The organism is Chenggangzhangella methanolivorans (assembly GCF_042648545.1).
In the GTDB taxonomy this organism is placed as follows: Bacteria; Pseudomonadota; Alphaproteobacteria; order Rhizobiales; family Methylopilaceae; genus Methylopila; species Methylopila methanolivorans.
Genome location: NZ_JBHRXS010000006.1, coordinates 700773 through 722465 on the forward strand (window position 1 = coordinate 700773; position 21693 = coordinate 722465).

Annotated in this window: 24 protein-coding genes and 1 tRNA gene; 12 read left to right on the top strand and 13 right to left on the bottom strand. The window is 68.6% G+C overall.

What is annotated here, in order from left to right; genetic code table 11:
• Positions 1-35 precede the first annotated feature (35 nt).
• Together ACFOWB_RS14780 and fabZ are read left to right on the top strand one after the other, a co-directional pair.
• On the top strand, positions 36-920 hold the full coding sequence (locus ACFOWB_RS14780; RefSeq protein WP_378148022.1) for an LpxD N-terminal domain-containing protein: 885 nt from the start codon (positions 36-38) through the stop codon (positions 918-920).
• Positions 921-1403, top strand: a complete 483-nt coding sequence (gene fabZ / locus ACFOWB_RS14785; protein WP_378148024.1) for a 3-hydroxyacyl-ACP dehydratase FabZ — start codon at positions 921-923, stop codon at positions 1401-1403.
• A 208-nt stretch (positions 1404-1611) separates the two neighbouring features.
• On the opposite strand, the gene ACFOWB_RS14790 is transcribed toward fabZ, so the two are convergent.
• Both ACFOWB_RS14790 and ACFOWB_RS14795 read right to left on the bottom strand, forming a co-directional pair.
• Complete coding sequence (locus ACFOWB_RS14790) at positions 1612-2031, bottom strand: HIT family protein (RefSeq protein WP_378148027.1); 420 nt, start codon at positions 2029-2031, stop codon at positions 1612-1614.
• Between the two features lie 97 nt (positions 2032-2128).
• Complete coding sequence (locus ACFOWB_RS14795) at positions 2129-3286, bottom strand: GNAT family N-acetyltransferase (protein ID WP_378148811.1); 1158 nt, start codon at positions 3284-3286, stop codon at positions 2129-2131.
• A 233-nt stretch (positions 3287-3519) separates the two neighbouring features.
• Here ACFOWB_RS14795 and ACFOWB_RS14800 point away from each other — a divergent pair, with 233 nt between their 5' ends.
• Both ACFOWB_RS14800 and ACFOWB_RS14805 read left to right on the top strand, forming a co-directional pair.
• Complete coding sequence (locus ACFOWB_RS14800) at positions 3520-4050, top strand: SRPBCC family protein (protein WP_378148029.1); 531 nt, start codon at positions 3520-3522, stop codon at positions 4048-4050.
• 11 nt (positions 4051-4061) lie between these two features.
• The gene (locus ACFOWB_RS14805; RefSeq protein ID WP_261402971.1) at positions 4062-5000 is read left to right on the top strand and encodes a YncE family protein; all 939 of its coding nucleotides are present in this window, start codon (positions 4062-4064) and stop codon (positions 4998-5000) included.
• A gap of 19 nt (positions 5001-5019) precedes the next feature.
• Here the strand turns inward: ACFOWB_RS14805 and ACFOWB_RS14810 are convergent, their stop codons facing one another.
• From ACFOWB_RS14810 to ACFOWB_RS14835, 6 genes are all read right to left on the bottom strand, one after another.
• Entirely contained in the window at positions 5020-5385 is a 366-nt protein-coding gene (locus ACFOWB_RS14810) for a response regulator (protein ID WP_261402972.1), read from the bottom strand.
• Between the two features lie 89 nt (positions 5386-5474).
• Positions 5475-5738, bottom strand: coding sequence for a hypothetical protein (locus tag ACFOWB_RS14815; protein ID WP_261402973.1), 264 nt, complete (start codon positions 5736-5738; stop codon positions 5475-5477).
• Positions 5739-5860: 122 nt separating this feature from the next.
• Positions 5861-6040, bottom strand: coding sequence for a hypothetical protein (locus ACFOWB_RS14820; RefSeq protein WP_261402974.1), 180 nt, complete (start codon positions 6038-6040; stop codon positions 5861-5863).
• 59 nt (positions 6041-6099) lie between these two features.
• Positions 6100-6177: transfer RNA gene (locus ACFOWB_RS14825), tRNA-Pro, on the bottom strand.
• A gap of 307 nt (positions 6178-6484) precedes the next feature.
• Positions 6485-7033 (bottom strand): disulfide bond formation protein B, encoded by a 549-nt coding sequence (locus ACFOWB_RS14830; RefSeq protein ID WP_378148032.1) that lies wholly within the window; start codon positions 7031-7033, stop codon positions 6485-6487.
• A 12-nt stretch (positions 7034-7045) separates the two neighbouring features.
• A complete protein-coding gene (locus tag ACFOWB_RS14835; RefSeq protein ID WP_261402975.1) occupies positions 7046-7201 on the bottom strand; it encodes a DUF5993 family protein in 156 nt (51 codons plus the stop codon).
• 170 nt (positions 7202-7371) lie between these two features.
• Between ACFOWB_RS14835 and ACFOWB_RS14840 the strand changes: the two genes are divergently transcribed.
• The 8 genes from ACFOWB_RS14840 (at position 7372) to murJ (ending at position 15623) form a co-directional block, all read left to right on the top strand.
• Positions 7372-7830, top strand: a complete 459-nt coding sequence (locus tag ACFOWB_RS14840; RefSeq protein WP_378148035.1) for an RrF2 family transcriptional regulator — start codon at positions 7372-7374, stop codon at positions 7828-7830.
• Positions 7831-7930: 100 nt separating this feature from the next.
• Positions 7931-8950 (top strand): sulfate ABC transporter substrate-binding protein, encoded by a 1020-nt coding sequence (locus ACFOWB_RS14845; protein WP_261402976.1) that lies wholly within the window; start codon positions 7931-7933, stop codon positions 8948-8950.
• A gap of 161 nt (positions 8951-9111) precedes the next feature.
• Positions 9112-9972, top strand: a complete 861-nt coding sequence (cysT, locus tag ACFOWB_RS14850) for a sulfate ABC transporter permease subunit CysT (RefSeq protein WP_261402977.1) — start codon at positions 9112-9114, stop codon at positions 9970-9972.
• Positions 9962-10861 carry a sulfate ABC transporter permease subunit CysW gene (cysW, locus tag ACFOWB_RS14855; RefSeq protein ID WP_261402978.1) on the top strand — a complete coding sequence of 300 codons (900 nt, stop codon included), beginning with the start codon at positions 9962-9964 and terminating at the stop codon, positions 10859-10861. Before cysT ends, cysW begins: the two co-directional genes overlap by 11 nt.
• Before the next feature lie 15 nt (positions 10862-10876).
• Entirely contained in the window at positions 10877-11959 is a 1083-nt protein-coding gene (locus ACFOWB_RS14860; RefSeq protein ID WP_261402979.1) for a sulfate/molybdate ABC transporter ATP-binding protein, read from the top strand.
• 119 nt (positions 11960-12078) lie between these two features.
• On the top strand, positions 12079-13059 hold the full coding sequence (locus ACFOWB_RS14865; protein ID WP_261402980.1) for an SPFH domain-containing protein: 981 nt from the start codon (positions 12079-12081) through the stop codon (positions 13057-13059).
• The gene (locus ACFOWB_RS14870) at positions 13056-13988 is read left to right on the top strand and encodes a sugar kinase (RefSeq protein WP_261402981.1); all 933 of its coding nucleotides are present in this window, start codon (positions 13056-13058) and stop codon (positions 13986-13988) included. The genes ACFOWB_RS14865 and ACFOWB_RS14870 overlap by 4 nt, the downstream gene beginning before the upstream one ends.
• Positions 13989-14090: 102 nt before the next feature.
• Complete coding sequence (gene murJ, locus ACFOWB_RS14875) at positions 14091-15623, top strand: murein biosynthesis integral membrane protein MurJ (protein WP_261402982.1); 1533 nt, start codon at positions 14091-14093, stop codon at positions 15621-15623.
• A gap of 27 nt (positions 15624-15650) precedes the next feature.
• On the opposite strand, the gene ACFOWB_RS14880 is transcribed toward murJ, so the two are convergent.
• From ACFOWB_RS14880 to ACFOWB_RS14900, 5 genes are all read right to left on the bottom strand, one after another.
• Positions 15651-16706, bottom strand: coding sequence for a hypothetical protein (locus ACFOWB_RS14880; RefSeq protein WP_261402983.1), 1056 nt, complete (start codon positions 16704-16706; stop codon positions 15651-15653).
• 149 nt (positions 16707-16855) lie between these two features.
• A complete protein-coding gene (locus tag ACFOWB_RS14885) occupies positions 16856-18103 on the bottom strand; it encodes an O-antigen ligase family protein (protein WP_378148040.1) in 1248 nt (415 codons plus the stop codon).
• Position 18104: 1 nt separating this feature from the next.
• Positions 18105-19613: an undecaprenyl-phosphate glucose phosphotransferase gene (locus tag ACFOWB_RS14890; protein WP_378148812.1), complete on the bottom strand. Its 1509-nt coding sequence runs from the start codon at positions 19611-19613 to the stop codon at positions 18105-18107.
• Positions 19614-19699: 86 nt separating this feature from the next.
• Positions 19700-20881: a glycosyltransferase family 4 protein gene (locus ACFOWB_RS14895; protein ID WP_378148042.1), complete on the bottom strand. Its 1182-nt coding sequence runs from the start codon at positions 20879-20881 to the stop codon at positions 19700-19702.
• A 150-nt stretch (positions 20882-21031) separates the two neighbouring features.
• Positions 21032-21592 (bottom strand): polysaccharide biosynthesis/export family protein, encoded by a 561-nt coding sequence (locus ACFOWB_RS14900; protein ID WP_261402988.1) that lies wholly within the window; start codon positions 21590-21592, stop codon positions 21032-21034.
• Positions 21593-21693 lie beyond the last annotated feature (101 nt).

Sequence of the window (21693 nt, forward strand, 5' to 3'; positions counted from 1 at the left end):
CCCGCTTTCGTTTGGCGGACCCCGCCTCCGACCCGATGACCGAAGCCGTCTTCCACACCCGCCCCCGACCGCTCGACCTCGCAGGGCTCGCCGCTCTGACGGGCGCGCGCGCGCACGGCCGCGGCGGGGAGGGGCTCGCGGTAACCGGCGTCGGCGCGCTCGACTGGGCGGGGCCCTGCGACCTCGCGCTCGTGGTCGACGAGGAGGCGGCGGCCGCGCTCCCGCTCAGCCGGGCCGGCGTCTGCCTGGTCGCGCCCTCGCTCGCCGGCCGCGTGCCCGCTCACATCGTCGCGCTCGTGAGCGACGAGCCGGCCCGAGCCTTCGCGCGCGCCGCGCGGGCGCTCTTTCCGGCCGCGGTCCGCCCCGAGCCGCTGTTCGGCCCCGGCGTCGCGCCGGGCGCGGTGATCCATCCGGACGCGCGGCTCGAGCCGGACGTGACGGTCGACCCCGGCGCCGTGATCGGTCCGCGGGCGGAGATCGGCCGCGGCGCGCTCATCGGCGCCAACGCGGTGGTGGGCCCGGAGGTGCGGATCGGCCGGGGAAGCGCGATCGGCTCCGGCGCGGTCGTGACCTGCGCGCTGATCGGCGACCGCGTCGTCGTCGGCCCCGGCGCGCGGCTCGGGCATGCGGCGCCCGTGGGCCCCTCCGACGCGCCGAGTCTCGGCCGGGTCGTGGTTCAGGACGACGTCGTTCTCGGCGCCAACGTCTCGGTCGCTCGCGGCGGCCTTCATGATACCGTCATCGGCGAGAAGAGCCTGATCGGCGACCTCGCCTGCCTCGGCCCCGACGCCTCGATCGGCCGCGGCTGCGCGATCTTCGCGCTCGTGCGCGTGCCCGCGGGCGCGACCGTCAGCGACTTTTCCGTACTCGCCGTGGATCCGGCCTCAAGACCGGCGCGCAGCGCCCAAGGACCAAACTGAATGACCGACGCAGCAGACACCACGACGCCCGAGGCGCCGACCTCGCTCGGGACGGTGGACATCATGGCGATCATGAAGGCGCTGCCGCACCGCTATCCGTTCCTGCTCGTCGACAAGATCGTCGAGATGCGGGGCGACGAGTTCGGCATCGGCATCAAGAACGTCACCTACAACGAGCCGCAGTTCCAGGGTCATTTCCCGGGCCAGCCGGTGATGCCGGGCGTGCTGATCATCGAGGGCATGGCGCAGACCGCCGGCGCGCTGTGCGTCGCCTCGGCCTCCGCCGGCGTGCCGCGCATCGTCTATTTCATGACGATCGACAAGGCGAAGTTCCGCAAGCCCGTCGTGCCGGGAGACGTCCTCGAATACCACATGACGCGCATTAAGAAGCGCGGTTCGATGTGGTGGTACAAGGCGGAAGCGAAGGTCGCGGGCGTGAAGGTGGCGGAGGCCGAACTGTCCGCCATGCTGGTCGCCGAGTAAGGCCCGGCGACGGACGCGGGCAGGGCGTCGACGCTCCCGCCCGCGCCGCTCGCCTCAGAGCGTGATGCGACCTCGTTCGCTCACGCCGTCGTGCCCGGGGGATCCGGGCGTCGGCGACGTTCCGGGATCGTCGAGCGCTAAGCCGGAGTCGCGGACGCCTGCGAGGACGCGGGCGTGACGCGGCGGCTCAGCTTAAGATCATCGTGCTTCAGAGCGCCGCGCGGATCTTTTCGGCGTGGGCGGCCAGAACCTCGGGCTGCTCCATCTTGCCGGTGTGCGGCTTCAGCGGCACGTCGGTCCAGCGCGGCAGCACATGGACATGGGTGTGGAAGATCACCTGTCCGCCCGCCGTCTCGTTGAACTGCTGGATGGTGACGCCCTCGGCGCCGAGCGCGGCCTTCACGGCCTTGGCGATCCTGGAGACGGTCGCGTAGAGCGGCCCGAGCACGTCCTCGCCGATGTCGAGCATGTTGCGCGAGGCGGCCTTGGGGATCACCAGCACATGGCCGTCGCCGCGCGGCATCACGTCCATGAAGGCGAGGGTGGCGTCGTCTTCGTAGACCTTGTGGGCCGGCAGGTCGCCGCGCAGGATCTTGGCGAAAACGTTGTCGGGATCGTAGTCGGCCATTCGCTTCCCCTTGGATCGGTGGCGCAAGGGATCGCAGGCGGCCGCCCGGGTCAAGCCGGGATGCGCGATCGGGCGACGGTCGGCGGCGCCCTGAGACTTACGAGCCGCGCCTGAAGGGCGTGGCGGCTTCGAGCTCGGTCTGCGCTTCGGCCACATAAGCGCGCTCGCGCTTCAGATAGTCGGCGACGGCGCGGGCGAGGCCGGGATCTGCGAAGAGATGGGCCGAGCGGGTGACGACCGGGCGGTAGCCGCGGGCGAGCTTGTGCTCGCCCTGCGCCCCGGCCTCGACGCGGGCGAGCCCCCGCGCGATCGCGGCGTCGATGGCCTGGTGGTAGCAGACCTCGAAATGCAGGAACGGGTGGTCCTCGACCGCGCCCCAATAGCGCCCGAACAGCGCGTCGCCCCCGATGAAATTGAGCGCGCCGGCGATCGGACGCCCGTCGCGCTCGGCGATCACGAGCAGGATGGCCTCGGGCATCGCCTCGCCGACGAGGCTGAAGAAGCGGCGAGTGAGATAGGGCCGGCCCCATTTGCGCGAGCCGGTGTCCATGTAGAAGGCGAAGAAGGCGTCCCAGTCGGCTTCGCGAAGGTCGGCGCCGGTCGCGTGGCGGATCGTGATTCCGTTGGCGAGCGCGTCGCGCCGCTCGCGCTTCAGCTGCTTGCGCTTGCGGGAGGCGAGGCTCGCCAGAAAATCGTCGTAGGAGCCGTAGCCCTCGTTGCGCCAGTGGAACTGCTGGTCGTCACGCGGCAGGAAGCCTTCGCTGACGAGCAGCGCGCGCTGGCGATCCGTCGCGAAGGTCACGTGGACCGACGACGTCCGCGTCTGCCGCATGAGGCCGCGGAGCGCCGCGACGAGCCCGCCCTCCGCGGCGTCGCGGTCAAAGCCCGGCGCCGGCAAAAGGCGGGGCCCGGTCGCCGGGGTGAACGGCGCGGAGACCTGGAGCTTGGGGTAGTAGCTGCCGCCCGCGCGCTCATAGGCGTCGGCGAAGCCCTGGTCGAACACGTATTCGCCGCGGCTGTGGGACTTGAGGTAGCAGGGCGCGAATCCTGCCGGGCGGCCGTCCTCGTCCTCGAGAACGATATGGGCCGGCGCCCAGCCCGTGCCCGCGCCGACCGAGCCGGACTCCTCGAGCGCCACAAGAAACCGATGGTCGACGAAGGGGTTGTAGGGCTCGCCGCAGGCGGCCGCGGCCTCGTTCCACGCCTGCGCGTCGATGTCGGCGATGCGGTCTACGACCCGGGCGCGAAACGCGATGCTGTCGGCGGCCTGTGACGTGGCGGGCTCCCGTGGACGATGTGGGCCTTGTGAAAAAAATAAGCGAAAGCAGGCTTTTGCGCGGCGCCGCCGCGGGCCGGGGTGCGTCGAAGGGACCAGATGCGGGGACTTTATCCCGCCTGCGGGCTTTGGTTCTATGCCGCCACGGCCGCGAGGCCCAAGACGCGCGGCGACGGAAGACGTCGAACGCGCGATACGGAGGACATGAACGGATGAAACTTCATTTCGCCGCCGCGGCGGCGCTCGTGATCGGCGTGGCCGGCGCGGCGCAGGCCCATGGCCCGACGCGCCAGAAAACCGAGCAGAAGGTCGAGATCAACGCGCCGGCCGAGAAGGTCTGGTCCGTGGTCGGAAACTTCCAGGACATGAGCTGGCTCGGGATCGTCGAGAAGACCGAAGGCTCGGGCGGCAACGACAAGGGCGCCAAGCGCACCTTGACGCTCAAGGGCGGGGCCAAGGTCGAGGAAGAGATCAACCAGTACGCCGCCGACAAGATGATGTACTCGTACCGCATCACCAACGTCGACGTGAAGGTGCTGCCGGTCTCCAACTACTCGTCCAAGATCATCGTCAAGGGCGAAGGCGACAAGACCACGGTGACGTGGGACGGCGCGTTCTATCGCGGCTTCCCGAACAACGATCCGCCGCCGGAGCTCTCCGACGAGGCCGCGCTGAAGGCCGTCAGCGGCCTCTACAGCCAGGGCCTCCAGGACCTGAAGAAGAAGGTCGAAGGCGGAAGCTGAGCGCCCCGCACATGCGCATTCTTCTCGCAGCGCTTTGCCTCGTCGTCGCGGGTCCTTCCCGCGCCGACGAGGCTTTCGTCACCAATCAGTCGAGCGACGACCTTTCGGTCGTCGACCTCGCCTCCGGCGACACGCTGGCCAGGATCCCGATCGGCGGCAAGCCCGCCGGCGTCGCCGTCACGGCGGACGGGACGCGGGCCTATGTCACGAGTCCCGACGGAAAGTCGGTCTCGATCGTCGACGCCGCCAAGCGCGAGGTCGTGGGCAAGATCGAGACGGGCGGCGGCCCGCTCGGCGTGGCCGCGCACCCCTCCGGCAAGCCCGTCTACGTCGCCGATTGGTACCAGCACGTCGTCTATGCGATCGATCCGGACGCCAAGACGGTCGTCCACAAGATCCAGGTGGGGCTCTCGCCGTCCGGTCTCGCGGTGACGCCCGACGGGTCCCTGCTGATCTCGGCTGACCGGGATTCGAACGAGATCTCGTTCATCGACACCGCCACCAACACGCGGACCGGCGGCCTCAAGGTCGGCGAGCGGCCGTTCGGCGTGACGATCGACAAGGACGGCAAGCGCGCCTACGTCGCGAACGTCGCGAGCAACGACGTCTCCGTGGTGGACATCGCCGAGAGGAAGGTGATCGCCCAGCCGAAGGTCGGCGACCGGCCCTATGCGGTCGCGCTCGCGGCCGGCAAGGCCTTCGTCACCGACCAGTACGACGCGCAGGTCTCGGTGTTCGATCTCACGACCTTCAAGCATGCCGGCGAGATCTCGGTCGGAGACTATCCGGAAGGGATCGAGGCGTCTTCGGACGGCAAGCGCGTCTATGTCTCGAACTGGTTCTCGAACACGGTGAGCGAGATCGACGTCGAGACGCTGAAGGTGCTGCGCGATCTCGACACCGGCGACGGGCCGCGCGCCTTCGGCAACTTCATCCGGCGGACGAAATAGCGAAGGGCGTTAGCGCCCTTCAGCGGTGCGACACCGCGCGCACCTGGGCGGCGAGCAGCATCGGGTCGAACGGCTTGGCGATGACGGCGCAGGCGCCGAGAGAGCGGAACCGCTCGACCTCGTGCGTCTGCGTGCGCGCCGTGATGAACACCACGGGGATGGCGCGCGTGTCGTCGCGCGCGCGCAGTTCGGCGAGCGTGGTGGGGCCGTCCATCTCGGGCATCATGACGTCGAGCAAGATGACGTCCGGGCGCCAGGCGGCGGCCTTGTCGATCGCTTCGAGCCCGGAGGCTGCGGTTTCGATCACCATGCCGTCATCGAGATCGAGCGCGATGCGCGCGATTTCGCGAATGTCCGGTTCGTCGTCGACATAGAGAACGCGCACGAGCGTCTGCGACTCTTGAAGTGCTCAGGCGTTCATGATCGCGGAACGTTCGTGCCGGCGCAATGGATGACGGGCGGTTTCGGAAAGAATCATCCGAACGCGCCCATCGCGCTCCAAAGGATTGCGCTCGACATCAGCGCAAGGCCGACCATGTCGCCGCGAAGCAGCTGGTGCTCGATCGCATTGTGAGGCGCAGGATTCAGGAGGGTGTCGTCGACAAAGTCGACGTCTTCGTCGACCGCCTGCGCATTCACTCCGGTCTCGTTGGACGAATACATATCAATATTGACATGGTCAGCGATGGTGATCGGCTGATCATTGGACTTGCGAGGAAGTTCGTAGAGGTAAAACATGTGAGTCGGGCCAAGCGTCTTGCCGTTAACTGGGCGAAGAACGCGACAAGCCGGCGCGGAGTTCCACGCCGGCTTGCAAAATTCACAGTTTCTTTACACGAGGCCGCGCGGAGGTCCGCGCGTCAGCGCTTTTCGGGGGCGTCCTGCTCGATCATGTGCTCGAGCGCGCCGATGGCGACCTCGAGATCGGCGATCTTGCGCAGCGCGTTGTCCGAGGGCAGGGCGCCGGCTTTGGCCGCAGCGTTGAGAAGCTCGGCCTGCGCCGTCTTCATCCGCTCCAGAAGGGCGAGATGTTCGTTCATCAAAAACCGTGGGCCGGGCCGGCGGGGACCCGGCCTTCGGCTTCAAACAGAGGAAAGAATGGTCGGAGCGGCGGGATTCGAACCCACGACCCCTAGTCCCCCAGACTAGTGCGCTAACCGGGCTGCGCCACGCTCCGACGCCCTTTGAAAGGGTGGGCATGCTCTATCGCCAGTCGGAGCGCCGCGCAAGCGGCCTTGCGAAGAAGACTGCGGGGCCCCGCGCCGCGAAAGTGAACGCCGGATGAACGGGGGTCGCGGCTTTCGTTCAGGCGAGGGTCTCTAGGGTAGGCTTCAAGTCGAGCGTGATCCCTGCGCCATAGCTCTGGCGCCGGCTGCGGAGCCCGCCCCTTTCCGCAGCGACATAAGGCTCGAATGTTTAGACCCGGTCGTAAGGGAACGGCCGGGTCTTTTTCTTGTCCGCCTCCCCAAGATCATGGCTGGCGATCAGCGCAGCAGCTGGTAGTCGGTGGGATCGTCCGGGCAGAGGCCCCCGCCGCATTCCAGCACCGTCGAGACGCCGTTGCCGAGCACGAGCAGCGCCGCGATCGCGAACGCCGCGACGCCGAAGGCTTTCAGCCCGGCGCCGGGAGAGGGCTCGGCCTCGAACTGGCGCTCGAACATCAGCAGCAGCGCGCAGCCGGCCGCGATGACGACGAACAGGATCAGCGCCCAGGTATAGAGATGGAGGCCGAGCACGGTCCCGGCGAAGCCGGCGTCGCCCGGCATGATGTGCAGCAGAACCTGCCGGGTCGAAATCGCGCCGCCGACGAGCGCGGACAGAATCGCCAGCCCGTAATGGCTCGGCCGCGGTCCGCAGCGCAGATTGAGCGCGAGGCCGAGCGCCACGCCCGCAAAGCCCGCGCGTTGCAGGATGCAGAGCGGGCAGGGCAGTTCGTTTCGCGCGAGTTGATCGTAGAAGGCGGCGGCGAGCACGGCCGAGACGGCCAGCAGGCCGAGGCCGTTCAGGGCGCGGGAGACCGGAGCGGAGATCATCGGCGCGGCTCCTCAGAAGGACAGCGGCAGGCTGTCGGTCGCATGCCGCCTGAACAGCAGCAGCAGAACGACAAGCGAGACGAGGCCGAGGGAGAGGGCTGCGCCGCGGCGCTCCGCCCACGCCAGACAGAAGGCGGCGAAGAAGCCGAAGAACGGGAGGCTCATCATGGGCGCGCTCGGAATCGGACTGAGGTCGGTCGGGCGAGACTAGGCCGCCCATCCTTCTGTCCCGGTGAACGACAGGACCGATCGCGGCCGCGCGATTTTCCGCCGCTTCGCGAGTCTGATACGCGATGCGGGCGGCCCGGCGATCGCGGCGGACAGGCTGGCGGAACGACATGATCACCCAGAAGGCCAAATACGCGCTGAAGGCCCTGGTGGCGCTCGCGCGCGCGCCGGCGGGGCGGCCCTCGTCGATCCGCGACCTCGCCGCCCGCGAGAACATCCCGCAGAGCTTCCTCGAGCAGATCCTGATCGAGCTCAGACGCGCCGGCGTCGTCGAGAGCCGGCGCGGCAAGGAGGGCGGCTATCTGCTCGCCTCGGACCCGTCGGCGGTGCGGCTCGGCCAGGTGCTGAGGCTGATCGACGGCCCGCTCGCGCCGCTGCCCTGCCTGTCGCGGACCGCCTATCGCCGCTGCCCGGATTGCGCCGACGAGGCGACCTGCACGGTGCGGCGCGTCTTCGAGGACATGTACGAAGCCACGGTCTCTATCATGGACCGGACCACGCTCGCGGACGCCATCTCCGATGACAGCGACGCGAAGAACGCCGCCCAAGTTCAACTGATCGCTCGATAATTTGAAATGGAATAAAATCGATAGAATGTTCGCCGATCTGCGTTGACAATCCCGACTGATCATGTCGGTATTGCGGCGTCGCACAATCGGAGACGCCGACATGAACCGCCGCCGCGCATCGCGCATCATCGCAGCGCTCGCTTTCGCCACGCCGCTTCTCGCCGGCGTGACCGGGGCCTGCGCCCAGGGCAAAATCACCAACGTCTCCTACGACCCGACGCGCGAGCTCTATAAGGAGTTCAACGCCGCCTTCGAGAAGAACTGGAAGGCCGAGACGGGCGAGACCATCAAGGTGCAGGTCAGCCATGGCGGCTCGGGCAAGCAGGCCCGGTCGGTGATCGACGGCCTCAACGCCGACGTCGTGACGCTGGCGCTCGCCGCCGACATCGACGCCATCGCCAAGGCCGGAAAGCTCCCCGCCGACTGGCAGAAGCGCCTGCCGCACAACTCCTCGCCCTACACCTCGACGATCGTGTTCCTCGTCCGCAAGGGCAACCCGAAGGGCGTCAAGGACTGGGACGACCTCGTGAAGGACGGCGTCCAGGTCATCACGCCGAACCCGAAGACCTCCGGCGGCGCACGCTGGAACTATCTCGCGGCCTGGGCCTACGCCCGCGAGAAGAACGGCGGCGACGACGCCAAGGCCAAGGAGTTCGTCGGCAAGCTGTTCAAGAACGTGCCGGTGCTGGACTCCGGCGCCCGCGGATCGACCACCACCTTCGCGCAGCGCGAGCTCGGCGACGTGCTGCTCGCCTGGGAGAACGAGGCGTTCCTGTCGTTCAAGGAGTTCGGCGAGGACAAGTTCGAGATCGTCTATCCTTCGATCTCGATCCTGGCCGAGCCCCCGGTCGCGATCATCGACCAGAACGTCGACAAGAACGGCACCCGCAAGGCGGCCGAGGCCTATCTCAACCTGCTCTACGACAAGGAAGGCCAGACGCTCGCGGCCAAGAACTTCTATCGCCCGATCAAGCCCGAGCTCGCCAACGCCGAAGACGTCAAGCGCTTCAAGGACCTGAAGCTCGTCACCATCGACAAGGACTTCGGCGGCTGGGCCAAGGCCCAGGGCGAGCACTTCGGCGACGGCGGAACGTTCGACCAGATCTACAAGCCGCAGTGATCCCGCATCACGTGCGCTAGCGCCGCCGCGGCCGGTCCTTCCGGCCGCGGCTTCATTTTGGTCTTTTGAGCGGGAAACATCTCTTGGCCCATGTTACGACGCTCGCCGACGGCGAGGCGGCGAGTTCTCCAGGCGCCCGGCGAGCGCGACGGAGATCGTTGATGCCCCAGTTCCGGACGCCGAGCGCAATCCCCGGTTTCGGGCTCACCTACGGCTTCGTCTGGCTCTATCTCTCGATCATCATCCTCATCCCGCTCGGCGCGGTCGTGCTCTGGGCCTCCTCGCTCGGGCCGGAGCGCCTCTACGCGATCCTGACCCGCTCCGACACCTTCGCGGCGCTCAGGCTGTCGTTCTCGCTGTCGCTGCTCGCCGCCGCGGTCAACGCCGTCTTCGGCCTGATCGTCGCCTGGGTCCTGACGCGCTACTCCTTCCCGGGAAAGAGGCTGCTGGACGCTTCGGTCGACCTTCCCTTCGCGCTGCCGACCGCGGTCGCGGGCATCGCGCTCACCGCGATCTACGCCCCGAACGGCTGGATCGGCTCGCTGTTCGCGCCGGGCAGTCTCTGGGCCTCGGTCTTCGGACCGCTGAAGATCGCCTACACTCCGCTCGGCATCTTCGTGGCGCTGGTGTTCATCGGGTTGCCCTTCGTGGTGCGCACGCTGCAGCCGGTGCTGATCGATCTCGACAAGGAGCTCGAGGAAGCCTCCGCCACGCTTGGCGCGCGCCGGCCGACGACGCTGTTCCGGGTGGTGTTCCCCACGCTGTTTCCGGCGCTCCTGACCGGCTTCGCGCTCGCTTTCGCCCGCGCCGTCGGCGAGTACGGCTCGGTGATCTTCATCGCCGGCAACATCCCGGGCGTGTCGGAGATCGCGCCGCTGCTGATCATCACGCGGCTCGAGCAGTTCGATTATGCGGGCGCGACCGCGATCGCCACCGCGATGCTCGCGCTGTCCTTCGCCATCCTGCTTCTGGTGAACGTCACCGAAGCCTGGTCCAGGAAGAGGCTCGGCCATGCCCGCTGACGCCACGCTCGCCGCTGCGCCTAGCCTCGGAACCTCGGCCCCCATCCAGTTGCCGAGCCCGATCGCCGAGAGCCGCGGCGCGCGGATCGCGCTGATCGCGCTCGCCGTCGCGTTCCTGGGCTTCTTCCTGCTGCTTCCGCTGGTCGCGGTGTTCGTCGAGGCGTTCCGCAAGGGCGTCGAGGCCTATTTCGAGAGCTTCGACGATCCCGACACGCTCTCGGCCATCTGGCTGACGGTGGTGGTCGCGGCCATCGCCGTGCCGCTCAACGTCGTGTTCGGCCTCGCGGCCTCCTGGGCGATCGCCAAGTTCGAGTTCAAGGGCAAGAGCTTCCTGCTCTCGCTGATCGACCTGCCGTTCTCCGTGTCTCCGGTCGTTTCGGGCATGTGCTACGTGCTGCTGTTCGGCGCGCAGGGCGTGTTCGGCCCGTGGCTCGCCAAGCACGACCTGCAGATCATCTTCGCGCTGCCGGGCCTGGTGCTCGCCACCATCTTCGTCACCTTCCCCTTCGTCGCGCGCGAGCTCATTCCGCTGATGCAGGAGCAGGGGACGAGCGAGGAGGAGGCGGCGCTCTCCCTCGGCGCCGGCGGGTTCCGCACCTTCTGGTCGGTGACGCTGCCGAACGTGCGCTGGGCGCTGCTCTACGGCGTGCTGCTCTGCAACGCCCGCGCGATGGGCGAATTCGGCGCGGTTTCGGTGGTCTCGGGGCATCTGCGCGGCCTCACCAACACCATCCCGCTGCAGGTCGAGATCCTCTACAACGACTACAATTTCGTCGCGGCCTTCGCGGTCGCCTCCGTTCTGGCGGGGCTCGGCCTCGTCACGCTCGCCATCAAGTCGGGGCTGGAGTGGCGCTACGGCGACCAGATCTCCTCCGCGCATCGTCACTGACTACGGAGACCTCCGATGGAACTGAAGATCAGGAATCTCCGCAAGGACTACGGGAACTTCCCGGCGCTGAACGGGGTCAATCTCGACATCCGCTCGGGCGAACTCATCGCGCTGCTGGGGCCCTCGGGCTCCGGCAAGACGACGCTGCTGCGCGCCATCGCGGGGCTGGAGTCGCCCGACGGCGGCCAGATCTTCTTCGGCGACAACGACGCCTCGCGGCAGAGCGTGCAGCACCGGCACGTCGGCTTCGTGTTCCAGCACTACGCGCTGTTCCGCCACATGAAGGTGCTGGACAACATCGCCTTCGGCATGCGGCACGGGCAGGGGCCGAAGCAGAGCGAGGCCGTGATCCGCAAGAGGGTGCTGGAGCTGCTCGACCTCGTTCAGCTCAACGGGCTCGAGGGCCGCTATCCGGCGCAGCTCTCGGGCGGCCAACGCCAGCGCGTCGCGCTCGCCCGCGCGCTCGCCATCGAACCCAAGGTGCTGCTGCTCGACGAGCCCTTCGGAGCGCTCGACGCGCAGGTGCGCAAGGGCCTTCGCCGCTGGCTGCGGCAGATCCACGAAGAGACCGGCCACACCACCGTGTTCGTGACCCACGACCAGGAGGAGGCGATGGAGCTCTCCGACCGCGTCGCGGTGCTGCACAAGGGCGACCTCCAGCAGGTCGGCACGCCGGACGAGATCTACGATTCGCCCGCGACCCCCTTCGTCTACGCCTTCATCGGCGACTCGACCTCGCTGCCGGTCACGATCACCAACGGGGCGGCGACCTTCGAGGGCGCGCCGCTCTCCGTCGGCCGCGTCGATCCGCCGGACGGGCCCGGCCGCATCCACATCCGCCCCCAGGACGTCACGCTGGTCGCGGCCGGGCAGGGCGTGGTCGACGGACGCATCATCGGCCTGCGGCGCTCCGGCCCCTACAGGCGCGCCGACATCGCGGTCGGCCAGCACGCCCATCGCATCGAAGCCTTGCTGCCGCCGGAGCTCGATGTCTCGATCGGCGACCAGTTCGGCCTCGCCTTCAAGCGCTACGCCGCCTTCGCCGACGACCGCGAGCCGCCGAAACTCGGCCTCGCGCGCGAGAAGCAAGCGGCCTGACGGCGGCGGCCCGACAAGGCCGCCGTCCGAAGCCGCTCTGGGCTTCCCATGCTTGACTTGCGCGCGAGCGCCGGGGGATGACCCTCCCGGTGGTCGCGCGTTCATGAGGGCGGGGAGCGATGTTCGGGATCAAGTATTTCAAGGCGGCGCCCAACACCCACGTGCTCGCCTACAAGAACGGCCGGGTCGCGAAAGAAGGCGCGGGCCTCTCGTTCTTCTACGCCACCGCCTGGACATCGATCGTCGCGGTGCCGCTCGACAGCGTCGACGCGCCCTTCATGTTCGCCGAGGTGAGCAAGGATTTTCAGGAGGTGACGGTCCAGGGCCAGGCGACGGTCCGGGTCGTCGATCCCAAGCAGCTCGCGAGCCTGATGAACTTCGCGCTCGACGCTAAGGGCCGCTACGCCTCCGACGCGCCGTTCAAGCTGCCGCAGCGCGTCGTCAACGCCGTGCAGGTTCGGCTGCGCGCCGTGCTCCAGACCATGACGCTGCGCGAGCTTCTGCGCAGCTCCGACGTGGTGGTGGAGCGGGTCGCCGCCGCCTTGCGCGAGCCGGACGCGCTGCCGAGCCTCGGGCTCGACCTCGTCAGTCTCGCGGTCCTGGCCATCAAGCCCAACCCCGAGACCGCGCGCGCGCTCGAGGCGCAGGTGCGCGAGGAGCTCCTGAAGGAGGCCGACGACGCCACCTACGCCCGCCGCAACTCCGCGATCGAGCAGGAGCGGGCGGTCCGCGAGAACGAGCTCGCGACCGAGCGCGTGGTGCTCGAAAAGCGCCAGCAGATCGACGACCAGGCGATGGGCGGCAGCATCGCGCTCGAAGAGCGAAACAAGGCGCTGACGTCGCTGCGCGCCGAGAACGCCCGCACCGAAGCGCAGGCCAAGGCCTTCGCGATGGCGGAGCTGATGAAGTCGGTCGCGGGCGTCGACCCGCGCGTGCTTCAGGCGCTGACCGTCGGCCAGGCCGACCCGAACGCGCTGATCGCCGCCGCCTTCCAAGGGCTCGCCGAGAACGCCGAGCGGATCGGCGAGCTCAACATCTCGCCCGACCTCCTGCAGGAGCTGGCGCGGCGCACGCCCGAGAAGGCGAAGCCGACGCGATGAGCGGCGCGCGCGAGCGCATCGTCCTCGTCACCCGCGCGACGCGGCTCGACGATCTCGTCGCGCGCTTTAACACGGTCGAGCAGGCCAAATTCTACGTCGAGCATCTCGGCGCCGACTTCTCCGACTATCTCGCCGAGCACGACCGCTATCGCGAAGCCGTGACGATCGCCGAGCAGTCGCTTGCGCGCTTCGGCCGCGTGCAGCGCATCGACCGCGAGTTCCTGCCCAATTTCCTGTTTCCGCCGGACGCGCTGGTGGTGGCGCTCGGACAGGACGGGCTGGTGGCCAACACGCTCAAATATCTCGACCGCCAGCCGCTCGTCGGGGTCAATCCCGATCCCGGCCGCTGGGAAGGCGTGCTGCTGCCATTCGGCCCGGAGGACCTCGACGCCATAACGGCCGAGGCGCTCGCCGATCGGCGGCCGTTCCGCACCGTCACCATGGCGCGCGCGCGGCTGACCGACGGGCAGGAGCTGCACGCCGTCAACGACCTCTTCATCGGCCCGGCGAGCCACGTCTCGGCGCGCTACCGGATCGAGGTCGGCGAGGAGAGCGAGAACCAGTCGTCGAGCGGCGTCATCGTCTCGACCGGCCTGGGCTCCACCGGCTGGTTCCGCAGCCTGATCGCCGGCGCGACGGGAATCGCGGGCGGGCGCAAGAAGGCGGTCGGGGCGCTGCGCGAGAACGGCTTTCCGTGGGACGCCGACCACCTCTATTTCACGGTGCGCGAGCCGTTCCCGAGCCGCGCCAGCGAGGCCTCGATCGTGTTCGGCCGCGTCGAGCGCGGCGCGCCGCTGAAGATCGTGTCGCAGATGCCGGACTACGGCGTGATCTTCAGCGACGGCGTCGAGGCCGATTTCCTGAAGTTCAATTCCGGCATGGAGGCGGTGATCGGCGTCGCCGACCGATCCGGGACGCTGGTGCTTTGAGCCCCGCCGCCCGCGCGGATAAGCTCCGGCCCGCGCGGATCCGACGGATTCGCCTCACGGGCGGCGCGATGCGAACCGGTTCACGTCTCACGGCCTTCGCTCATGTGGCGTAAGGCGGCTTCGGTCGGCGGACTGACGCTCGTCAGCCGCGCCTTCGGCTTCGTGCGCGACGTCATGATGGCGGCGCTGCTCGGCGCAGGGCCGCTCGCCGACGCCTTCATGGTGGCGTTCCGCCTGCCGAACCATTTCCGGGCGATCTTCGCCGAAGGCGCGTTCAACGCCGCCTTCGTGCCGGGCTACGCCCGCGCGCTGACCAAGGAAGGCGAGGCGGCCGCGAAAGAGTTCGCCGAGGACGTGCTCGCCATCACGCTCACCGCGCAGTTCGTGCTGCTCATCCTCGCGATGGCGTTCACGCCTTACGTGGTCTCGGCGCTCGCGCCCGGCTTCTCGGACGATCCGGCGCAGCTCTCTCTCACCGCGACGCTGACCCGCATCACCTTCCCCTACCTGCTGCTGATCTCGGCCATGACGCTGGTGGCGGGCGTGCTCAACGCGCATGACCGCTTCGCCGCCGCCGCCTCGGCCTCGATCCTGCTCAACGTCTGCATGATCGGCGCGCTGCTCTGCGCCTCCTGGTTCCCGACCGTCGCGCATGCGCTCGCCTGGGGCGTTCTGGTCTCGGGCTTCGCCCAGCTCGCGCTCGTCTGGAGCGACCTGCTCAAAGCGGGCAAGCGCCTGAGCCTGAAACTTCCCCGCATCACCGCCAATGTCCGCAGTTTCCTCAAGGGGTTCGGGCCTGCGGTTCTGGGGTCGGCCGGCGTCCAGATCGCGATGTTCGCCGACACGATCCTGGCCTCGCTGCTGCCGACGGGCTCGGTCTCCTACCTCTATTACGCCGACCGGCTCTACCAGCTGCCGCTTGCGGTCGTCGGCATCGCGGTCGGCACAGTGCTGCTGCCGGAGCTGTCGCGGCGGCTCGCGGCCGACGACAAGGCCGGTGCCCGCGACCGGCTCAATCGCGCGCTCGAGGGCGCGATGCTGATGACGCTGCCCTTCGTCGCGCTGTTCGCCGCGGCCCCGGAGCCGATCGTGGCGGCGCTCTTCGGGCGCGGCGCCTTTGACGCGGCGGCGGTCGCGGGCTCGGCCGCGGCGCTCCAGGCCTATGCGGTGGGACTTCCGGCGATCGTGGCGCTGAGATGCGTGACGCCGGCCTTCTACGCCGCCGGCGATACGGCGACCCCCGTCAAGGCGCTGGCGCTCGCGACGCTCGTCAACATCGCGCTGAAGCTCGCGCTCGTCGGAACCTACGCCAGCGCCGGCCTCGCCTTCGCGACCGCGATCGGCGCCTGCGTGAACGTCGCGCTGCTGAGCTGGCTGCTGCGCGGGCGCGGCGGGTTCGAGCCGGACCGGCGCTTCGTGATCAATCTTCTCGGCTATGGCCTTGCGACCGTCGCCTCGATCGCGGCGATCCGCTGGTCGCTCGCGCCGGCCGCGGAGCTGAAGGGACTGATCCCGGCGTTTCCGGACATCGCCCCTGCGGCGCTCATCGGCGTCGTCGGCCTCGGGGCCTATGGCGCGGTCGCGCTGCCGAGCCTTCTGCTCGCGCGCAGGGCGGCCGGGCGGACGGCCCGCTGAGAGCCGCCCGCCCGGAGCCTGGTCGGATTACGGACCGACGGTGCTGCGCGCGACGCCGTCGGTGCCGACCGCCGCGCACATCACCTTGCCGATCTCCAGCGCGAAGCAGCTCGGCGTGCCGACGAACGTCCCGCCCATCGCCGTGAAGCCCGAGAAGGTGCCGTTCACGACCTGGTAGACGAACAGCTGCGAGTCCGTGCCGACGAGCGCGCAGCCGATCTGGTTGAACGCGATCGCGCCGCAGCTCGAGGCTCCCGCCACCGAGCCGCCGATATAGGCGTAGGCCGACCAGCCGGTGGTCTGGAAGGGGCCGCCCGCGAACGAGGTCAGGTAGAGGTTCGAGAACTGGTTCTTGGTGACGCAGGTCACGCGGCCGCCGGTGCCCTTGCCGAGCTCGGTGCAGTTGACCTCGGTGTAGGTGAGGCCTGCGAGGTCGAGCGCGCCGGTCGCCCCCTTGCCGTCGAAGCGGCGGGCGTAGATGTGCCCGTCGGTGTTGCCGTACATGCAGATCGCCATGCGGGTCGCGGTGAAGCGATTGTCGGGCGAGCAGCGCGGCGGGACCGTGGTGGCGCCGTTGAGCTTGGTGAGGCCGCTGGTCTTGTCGCCGTCGGACTTCAGCCAGTAGAGGGAGCCGTCGACGCCGCGCGTGACGCAGACCGCGCTGTCCTCGCCGACGCCGGCGCAGCTCGGGGCCGAGCTCGTGTCGCCCTTCACGATCTCGGGCTTGCTCCACTTGCCGTTGTACGTGACGACCATCACGCCGCCGCTTTCATGGCGCGCCGCGCACACCACGAGCTTGCTCGTCGCCTGGGCGCAGCTGGGCTTGGAGACGACGCCCGCGCCGATGAGATCCCAGCCGCTCCATTTCGAGCCGTTGTACTTGTTGACCGCGAGCTTGGAGTCGATGCTCTGCGCCGTGCAGACCGCGCCCTTGGGCGCCGCGATGCAGGCTACGTCGCTCAGCACCTTGTCCTTGCCGAGACTTGAGAATTCGCTGAACGCCGCGCGCGCCTGCGGCGCGGAGACCGAAAGCGCCGCGACGACAGCCGCCGCGACGCACGCCAACCGATGATGCAAAGCCATGCTCACCCCCACCGTGCGCCCAGCGTCCCGCCGGACGATCTAAGACGGTCGGGAGCGTACTCTCGTATGGCGTAAGGTCAAACGAAGTTTCGACGACGCGAGTTCTTGTGATTGTGATCTTCCGATCAAATAATGGTTTCTAGTTACCTTTAGTGATTTCTCTGAATGCTTTGCCGGCGTTCCCAGGCGAGGTTGGCCGCGACGAAGCCCCATGTCATGCCGAGCAGGGCCCACTGGTGGCGCCAGTGGTCGACGTCGATGACCGCGGCCTCCATCATCAGTACCGCCCAGGTTGAAAACGCGCAGATGAAGACCGACCGCCACGGCGTCGGCGTCAGCACGTAGCGCAGTCCGAAGAAGGCGGTGAGGCCCGTCAAGGCGAGCAACGAGACGCCGCCGAGCCAGCCATAGGACAGGAAGCCGTTCAGATAGGTGTTGTGGACGTCGATGCCGACGAGCTTCGAGAACTGGAAGATGCCGATGCCGAAGGGCTGATCCAGCACCACGCGCCAGCCGATGGTGTGGTTGGTGAAGCGGCCGCCATAGCCGGTGTCGTAGCTCTTCTCGAGCACGGCGCGCTCGAGGAACAGCTGCTCGACCGACGGGATCTGTAGCAGCGCGACGATGAAAAGCGCGGCCGCCGCGACCGCGACGACGCAGGTGACGAGGATGCGCGCGCGCCGGCCGGGCGAGGGGGCGGCGAGCAGCGTCAGCGCCGTCATTATGGCGGTCGAGGCGACGAGATGGCCCCAGGAGCCGCGCGAGAACGACAGCAGCACGCCCGCGACCACGAGGCCAAGGGGAACAAGCGTCAGGAGCGAGCGCTTCAGATCGGCGAAATAGAGGCGTTGGATCAGGATCAGCGCGGGGAAGATGAGGTGCGGCGCGTAGACGTTCGGGTCCTTGAACGCGCCCTTGGCTCGGCCGTAGAGCAGCAGGCTCTCGGAGAACGGCGCGAGGCGGAAGTAGCCGATGATGGCGAGCGCGCCGCTGATCGAGGCGGCGACCACCCAGGCGTTGGAGATGAGCCTGGCGCGTTCCTCGGTGCGGTCGACGACGAACAGCGCGAAGAACACGCCGGTCGCGGCGAGAAACACGCCGACGATCGTCCACATGATGGTCTTCGGCTGGTCGTAGATCTTGGTCAGCGCGACCACGGCGCCGAGCTGGTAGAGGATCACGAGCAGCAGGAAGGGCAGCAGGACGCGCGGCAGCCGAAGGCCCGTGAAGGCGAACAGCACGAAGGCGCCGACGATCAGGAGATCGTAGGCCGCCGGCTCGAACATCACGAAGAAGCTCGAGACGACGGCGATCCAGACGACGCCCTCGCGGAGCGCCTCGCGCGAGACCGTCAGCGGGCGAGGCGCGCCCCGCTCGTAGGTCCCGACGACGCTCATCTCAGTAGGCGTTCTCGCTCTTCGTCAGCGCGAAGGGCGTCTTGGCGAGGATGACCGCGTCGAACAGGATCGACCAGTTCTCGATGTAGTAGAGGTCGTGGTCGACGCGCTTCCTGAGCTTCTCGTTGTCGTCGATCTCGCCGCGCCAGCCGTTGATCTGCGCCCAGCCGGTGACGCCGGGCTTGACCTTGTGGCGGGCGAAATAGCCGTCGACGACGTCGTTCCAGAGCCGCTGCGAGGTGTGGGCGTTGACCGCGTGCGGACGCGGGCCGACCAGAGACAGCTCGCCCTTCAGCACGTTGAACAGCTGCGGCAGCTCGTCGATCGAGGTCTTGCGGATGAAGCGGCCGACGCGGGTCACGCGCGGGTCGCCCTTGGTGACCACGACCTTGGCGTCGGGGTCGGCCATCTCGTGCTTCATCGAGCGGAACTTGAAGATCGAGATGACCTCGTTGTTGAAGCCGTAGCGCTTCTGGCGGAAGAACACCGGGCCCTTGGTGTCGAGCTTGATCGCGATCGCGGCGCCGATCATCAGCGGCGCGAGGAAGATCAGCGCGAGCGTCCCGACGATCAGGTCGAACGCGCGTTTGGCCACGAAGTCCCAGTTCTGGATCGGCTTTTCGGCGAGCTCCACCATCGGGATCGCGCCGAGATAGGAATAGGCGCGGGGACGGAAGCGCAGCTTGTCGGTGTGGGCGGACAGGCGAATGTCGACCGGCAGCACCCAGAGCGTCTTCAGGATCTCGGCGACGCGGCCCTTGGCCGAGACGGGGATCGTGACGATCAGCAGGTCGATCTTGGCCAGGCGCCCGAACTCCACGAGCTCGGCGATGTTGCCGAGCTTCGGATAGCCGGCGACGATCGCGGGCGAGCGGTCGTTGGAGCGGTCGTCGAACACGCCGCAGATGTTGACGTCGTTGCCGGGCGTCGATTCGAGCGCGCGGATGAGGTCGGCGGCCGGCTCGCCGCCGCCCACGATGACCGCCTTTCGGCCGAGCCTGCCGTCGCGGGCCCAGCGCTGCACCATCACGACGAGGCAGGCGCGCGAGAAGATGAAGCCGCCGGCGCCGAACACGAACCAGAAGCCGAGCCAGTTCCGCGCCACCATGCCGCCGAAGTCGAAGAACGCGCCGATCACCGCAAAACCGGCGAACACCAGCGTCCAGGCGCCGAGCAGACGCCCGACCTGGCCGCCGAGCGAGCGGAAGGCGACGACGTGATAGGCGTCGGCGGCCTGCGCGAAGATCGCGAGGAGCACGACGCTCGCCGTCATCGCGGCGAGATAGGGCCAGGCGATCGCGGGCGAGCCGGGGAAGGCGTATTCGTGCGCGCCGAGGCCGGCGCCGATCACGATCGCGGCGTCGAGCAGGCGCACGCCTCCGACCAGCAGCACCTGCGAGATCGACGCCGCGCTGAACTGCTCCGCGATCTCGCGGGCCTGGGCGTTGAGGCTCGCCTGACGGGGCGTCGCGGCTTCCGCCGGAGGTTCCCTCATGTCGAACTGGGCCATGCTCATGTCGGTCGCGTCTCCGGGCTTTCCCCGTACGATCGGGAAAGCATGCGCCGGAAAGCCGAAAATATGCTTACGAGCGGGACTCAGAACGCCTTGCGTCGGTTTTCGATGCCAACGCGGTAAACAGTCTCGATCCGCGACGACATCTCATCGAGCGAAAACTCGCCGCCGACATGGGCGCGGCGGGCCTCGGCGGCGTTGCGGGCGGCGTCCGGATCGGCGCGCAGCCGCGCCATTGCGGCCGCAAGCGCCGCAGGGTCGGCGGCCGGAACGAGCTCGTCGGAATGGGGTCCGAAGATCTCCGGGATGCCGCCGACATTGGTCGCGACCATCGGGACGCCCGCCGCGACGGCCTCGAGAACGACGTAGGGCATCGATTCCGCGCGCGACGGCACGACGATGGCCCGGCCAAGCGGAAAGGCGTCGCGGGCCGGCGTCGGCGGCACGAAGCGGACGTGATCGGCGATCTCCGCCTCGGCCGCGAAAGCGCGGTAGCGCGCCTCGTCCGGCCCGTCGCCGACGACGACCGCGGTGGCCGGCGTCCCGCCGTCATGGAGCCGCTTCATGGCTTCGAGGAAGACGTCGACGCCTTTGAGGTCGCGCAGCATCCCGAGATAGAGAAAATCGGCGGCGTCGGGGCGGGGCTGGACCGGCTCGAACTCTTCCGCGGTCAGCCCGTTGCGCACCACCACCGCGCCGCAGGCGGGGCGTCCGACCTTCTCTTCGTAGACCCGCGCCTCGTAGCCGCTCACATGGATAAGCGAATCGGTGACCCGTTCGAGCGCCCGCTCGACGGTGAAGTAGAGCCGCCCCTCGCGCGACTTGCGGTCGTAATGGAGGCTGCCGCCATGGGGGGCGTAAAAGCGCGCCAAGGGCTGGCTGCGCCCGAGCCAGGCGCCGACGACGCGGCCGAACACGCCGCCCTTCGCGCCATGGGCGTGGACGACATGGGGCCCGAGCGGCCCGAGCGCCCGGCGGACCTTGGCGAGCGCGGCGAGATCCGACGGCGCGACGTCGCGCGCGATCGGGAGCCGCACGACGCCGAGCGCGAGTGACGCGCCGAGCCGCGCGATGCGTTCGTCTTCGAAGGCTCCGCCCGTCAGGCTGTCGCAGACGAGGCCGACGCTGTGGCCGGCGGCCGCCTGCGCGGTGGCGAGGTCGGCGATGTGCCGGAAGATGCCGCCGACGGGCGACCGCACGACATGGACGATACGCAGGGCGTCGTCGGTCGGGCTGGTCTGCTCTGTCGCGGTCGGGTGGGACATGTCGGCTTCGCGCGCGGCCGGACGCATGCCTGAGGGCTGCGGCCAGCGAGGTTCTGCCCTCAGGGTAGCGCTCAAAGCCTTAAGCCCACGTCTTCAAAGGCGGCGGTCGGCGGGATGCGACACGTTTTCCGTGTCAGGAAGAGACGCTGCTCAGAACCAGCGCTCCTGAACCGTGATCGTGTCGCCCGGCCGGATCGGGTAGGTGAGGGGCACCTCGGCCTTGAACACGCGGTCGCCGTTGCGGCGGGTCAGCTCGACCCGGTCCTTCTCGGCGCGCGGGCTGAAGCCGTTGGCGATCGCGACGGCGCTCTGGGCGGTCATGCCGGCGACATACGGATACTGCCCGGCCTGCGTGACCTCGCCGAGAATGAAAAACGGCCGGTAGGACTCGATCTCGACCGAGACGTTGGGGTCGCGCAGGAAGCCGGCCTTGAGCTTGGCCTCGATGCCTGCGCGGACCTGGTCGGAGGTCTTGCCGTCGACCTTCATGCGCCCGACCAGCGGCATCGCGATCGCGCCGTCCGGTTCGATCGCATAGGTGTTCGAGAGGTTCTGCTGGCCGAAGACGTTGACCCGCAGGCGATCGCCGGAGGCGAGCATGTAGGGCTCGTTGAACTCCGCCGCGAGCGGCGGGGGCACGGCCTTCGGCGCGGCGCAGCCGCCCAGACCGGCGGCGAGGATCAGCCCGATGGTGACGCTGCGCGGCCGCATGAAGATGACCCCCGAATGGCGACAAGGTTTATTGTTCGTTACGCCAACAGGGTTAACGATCGGTTGCCGCGCCGACTTCGAGCCTCAAGACGATTAACCGT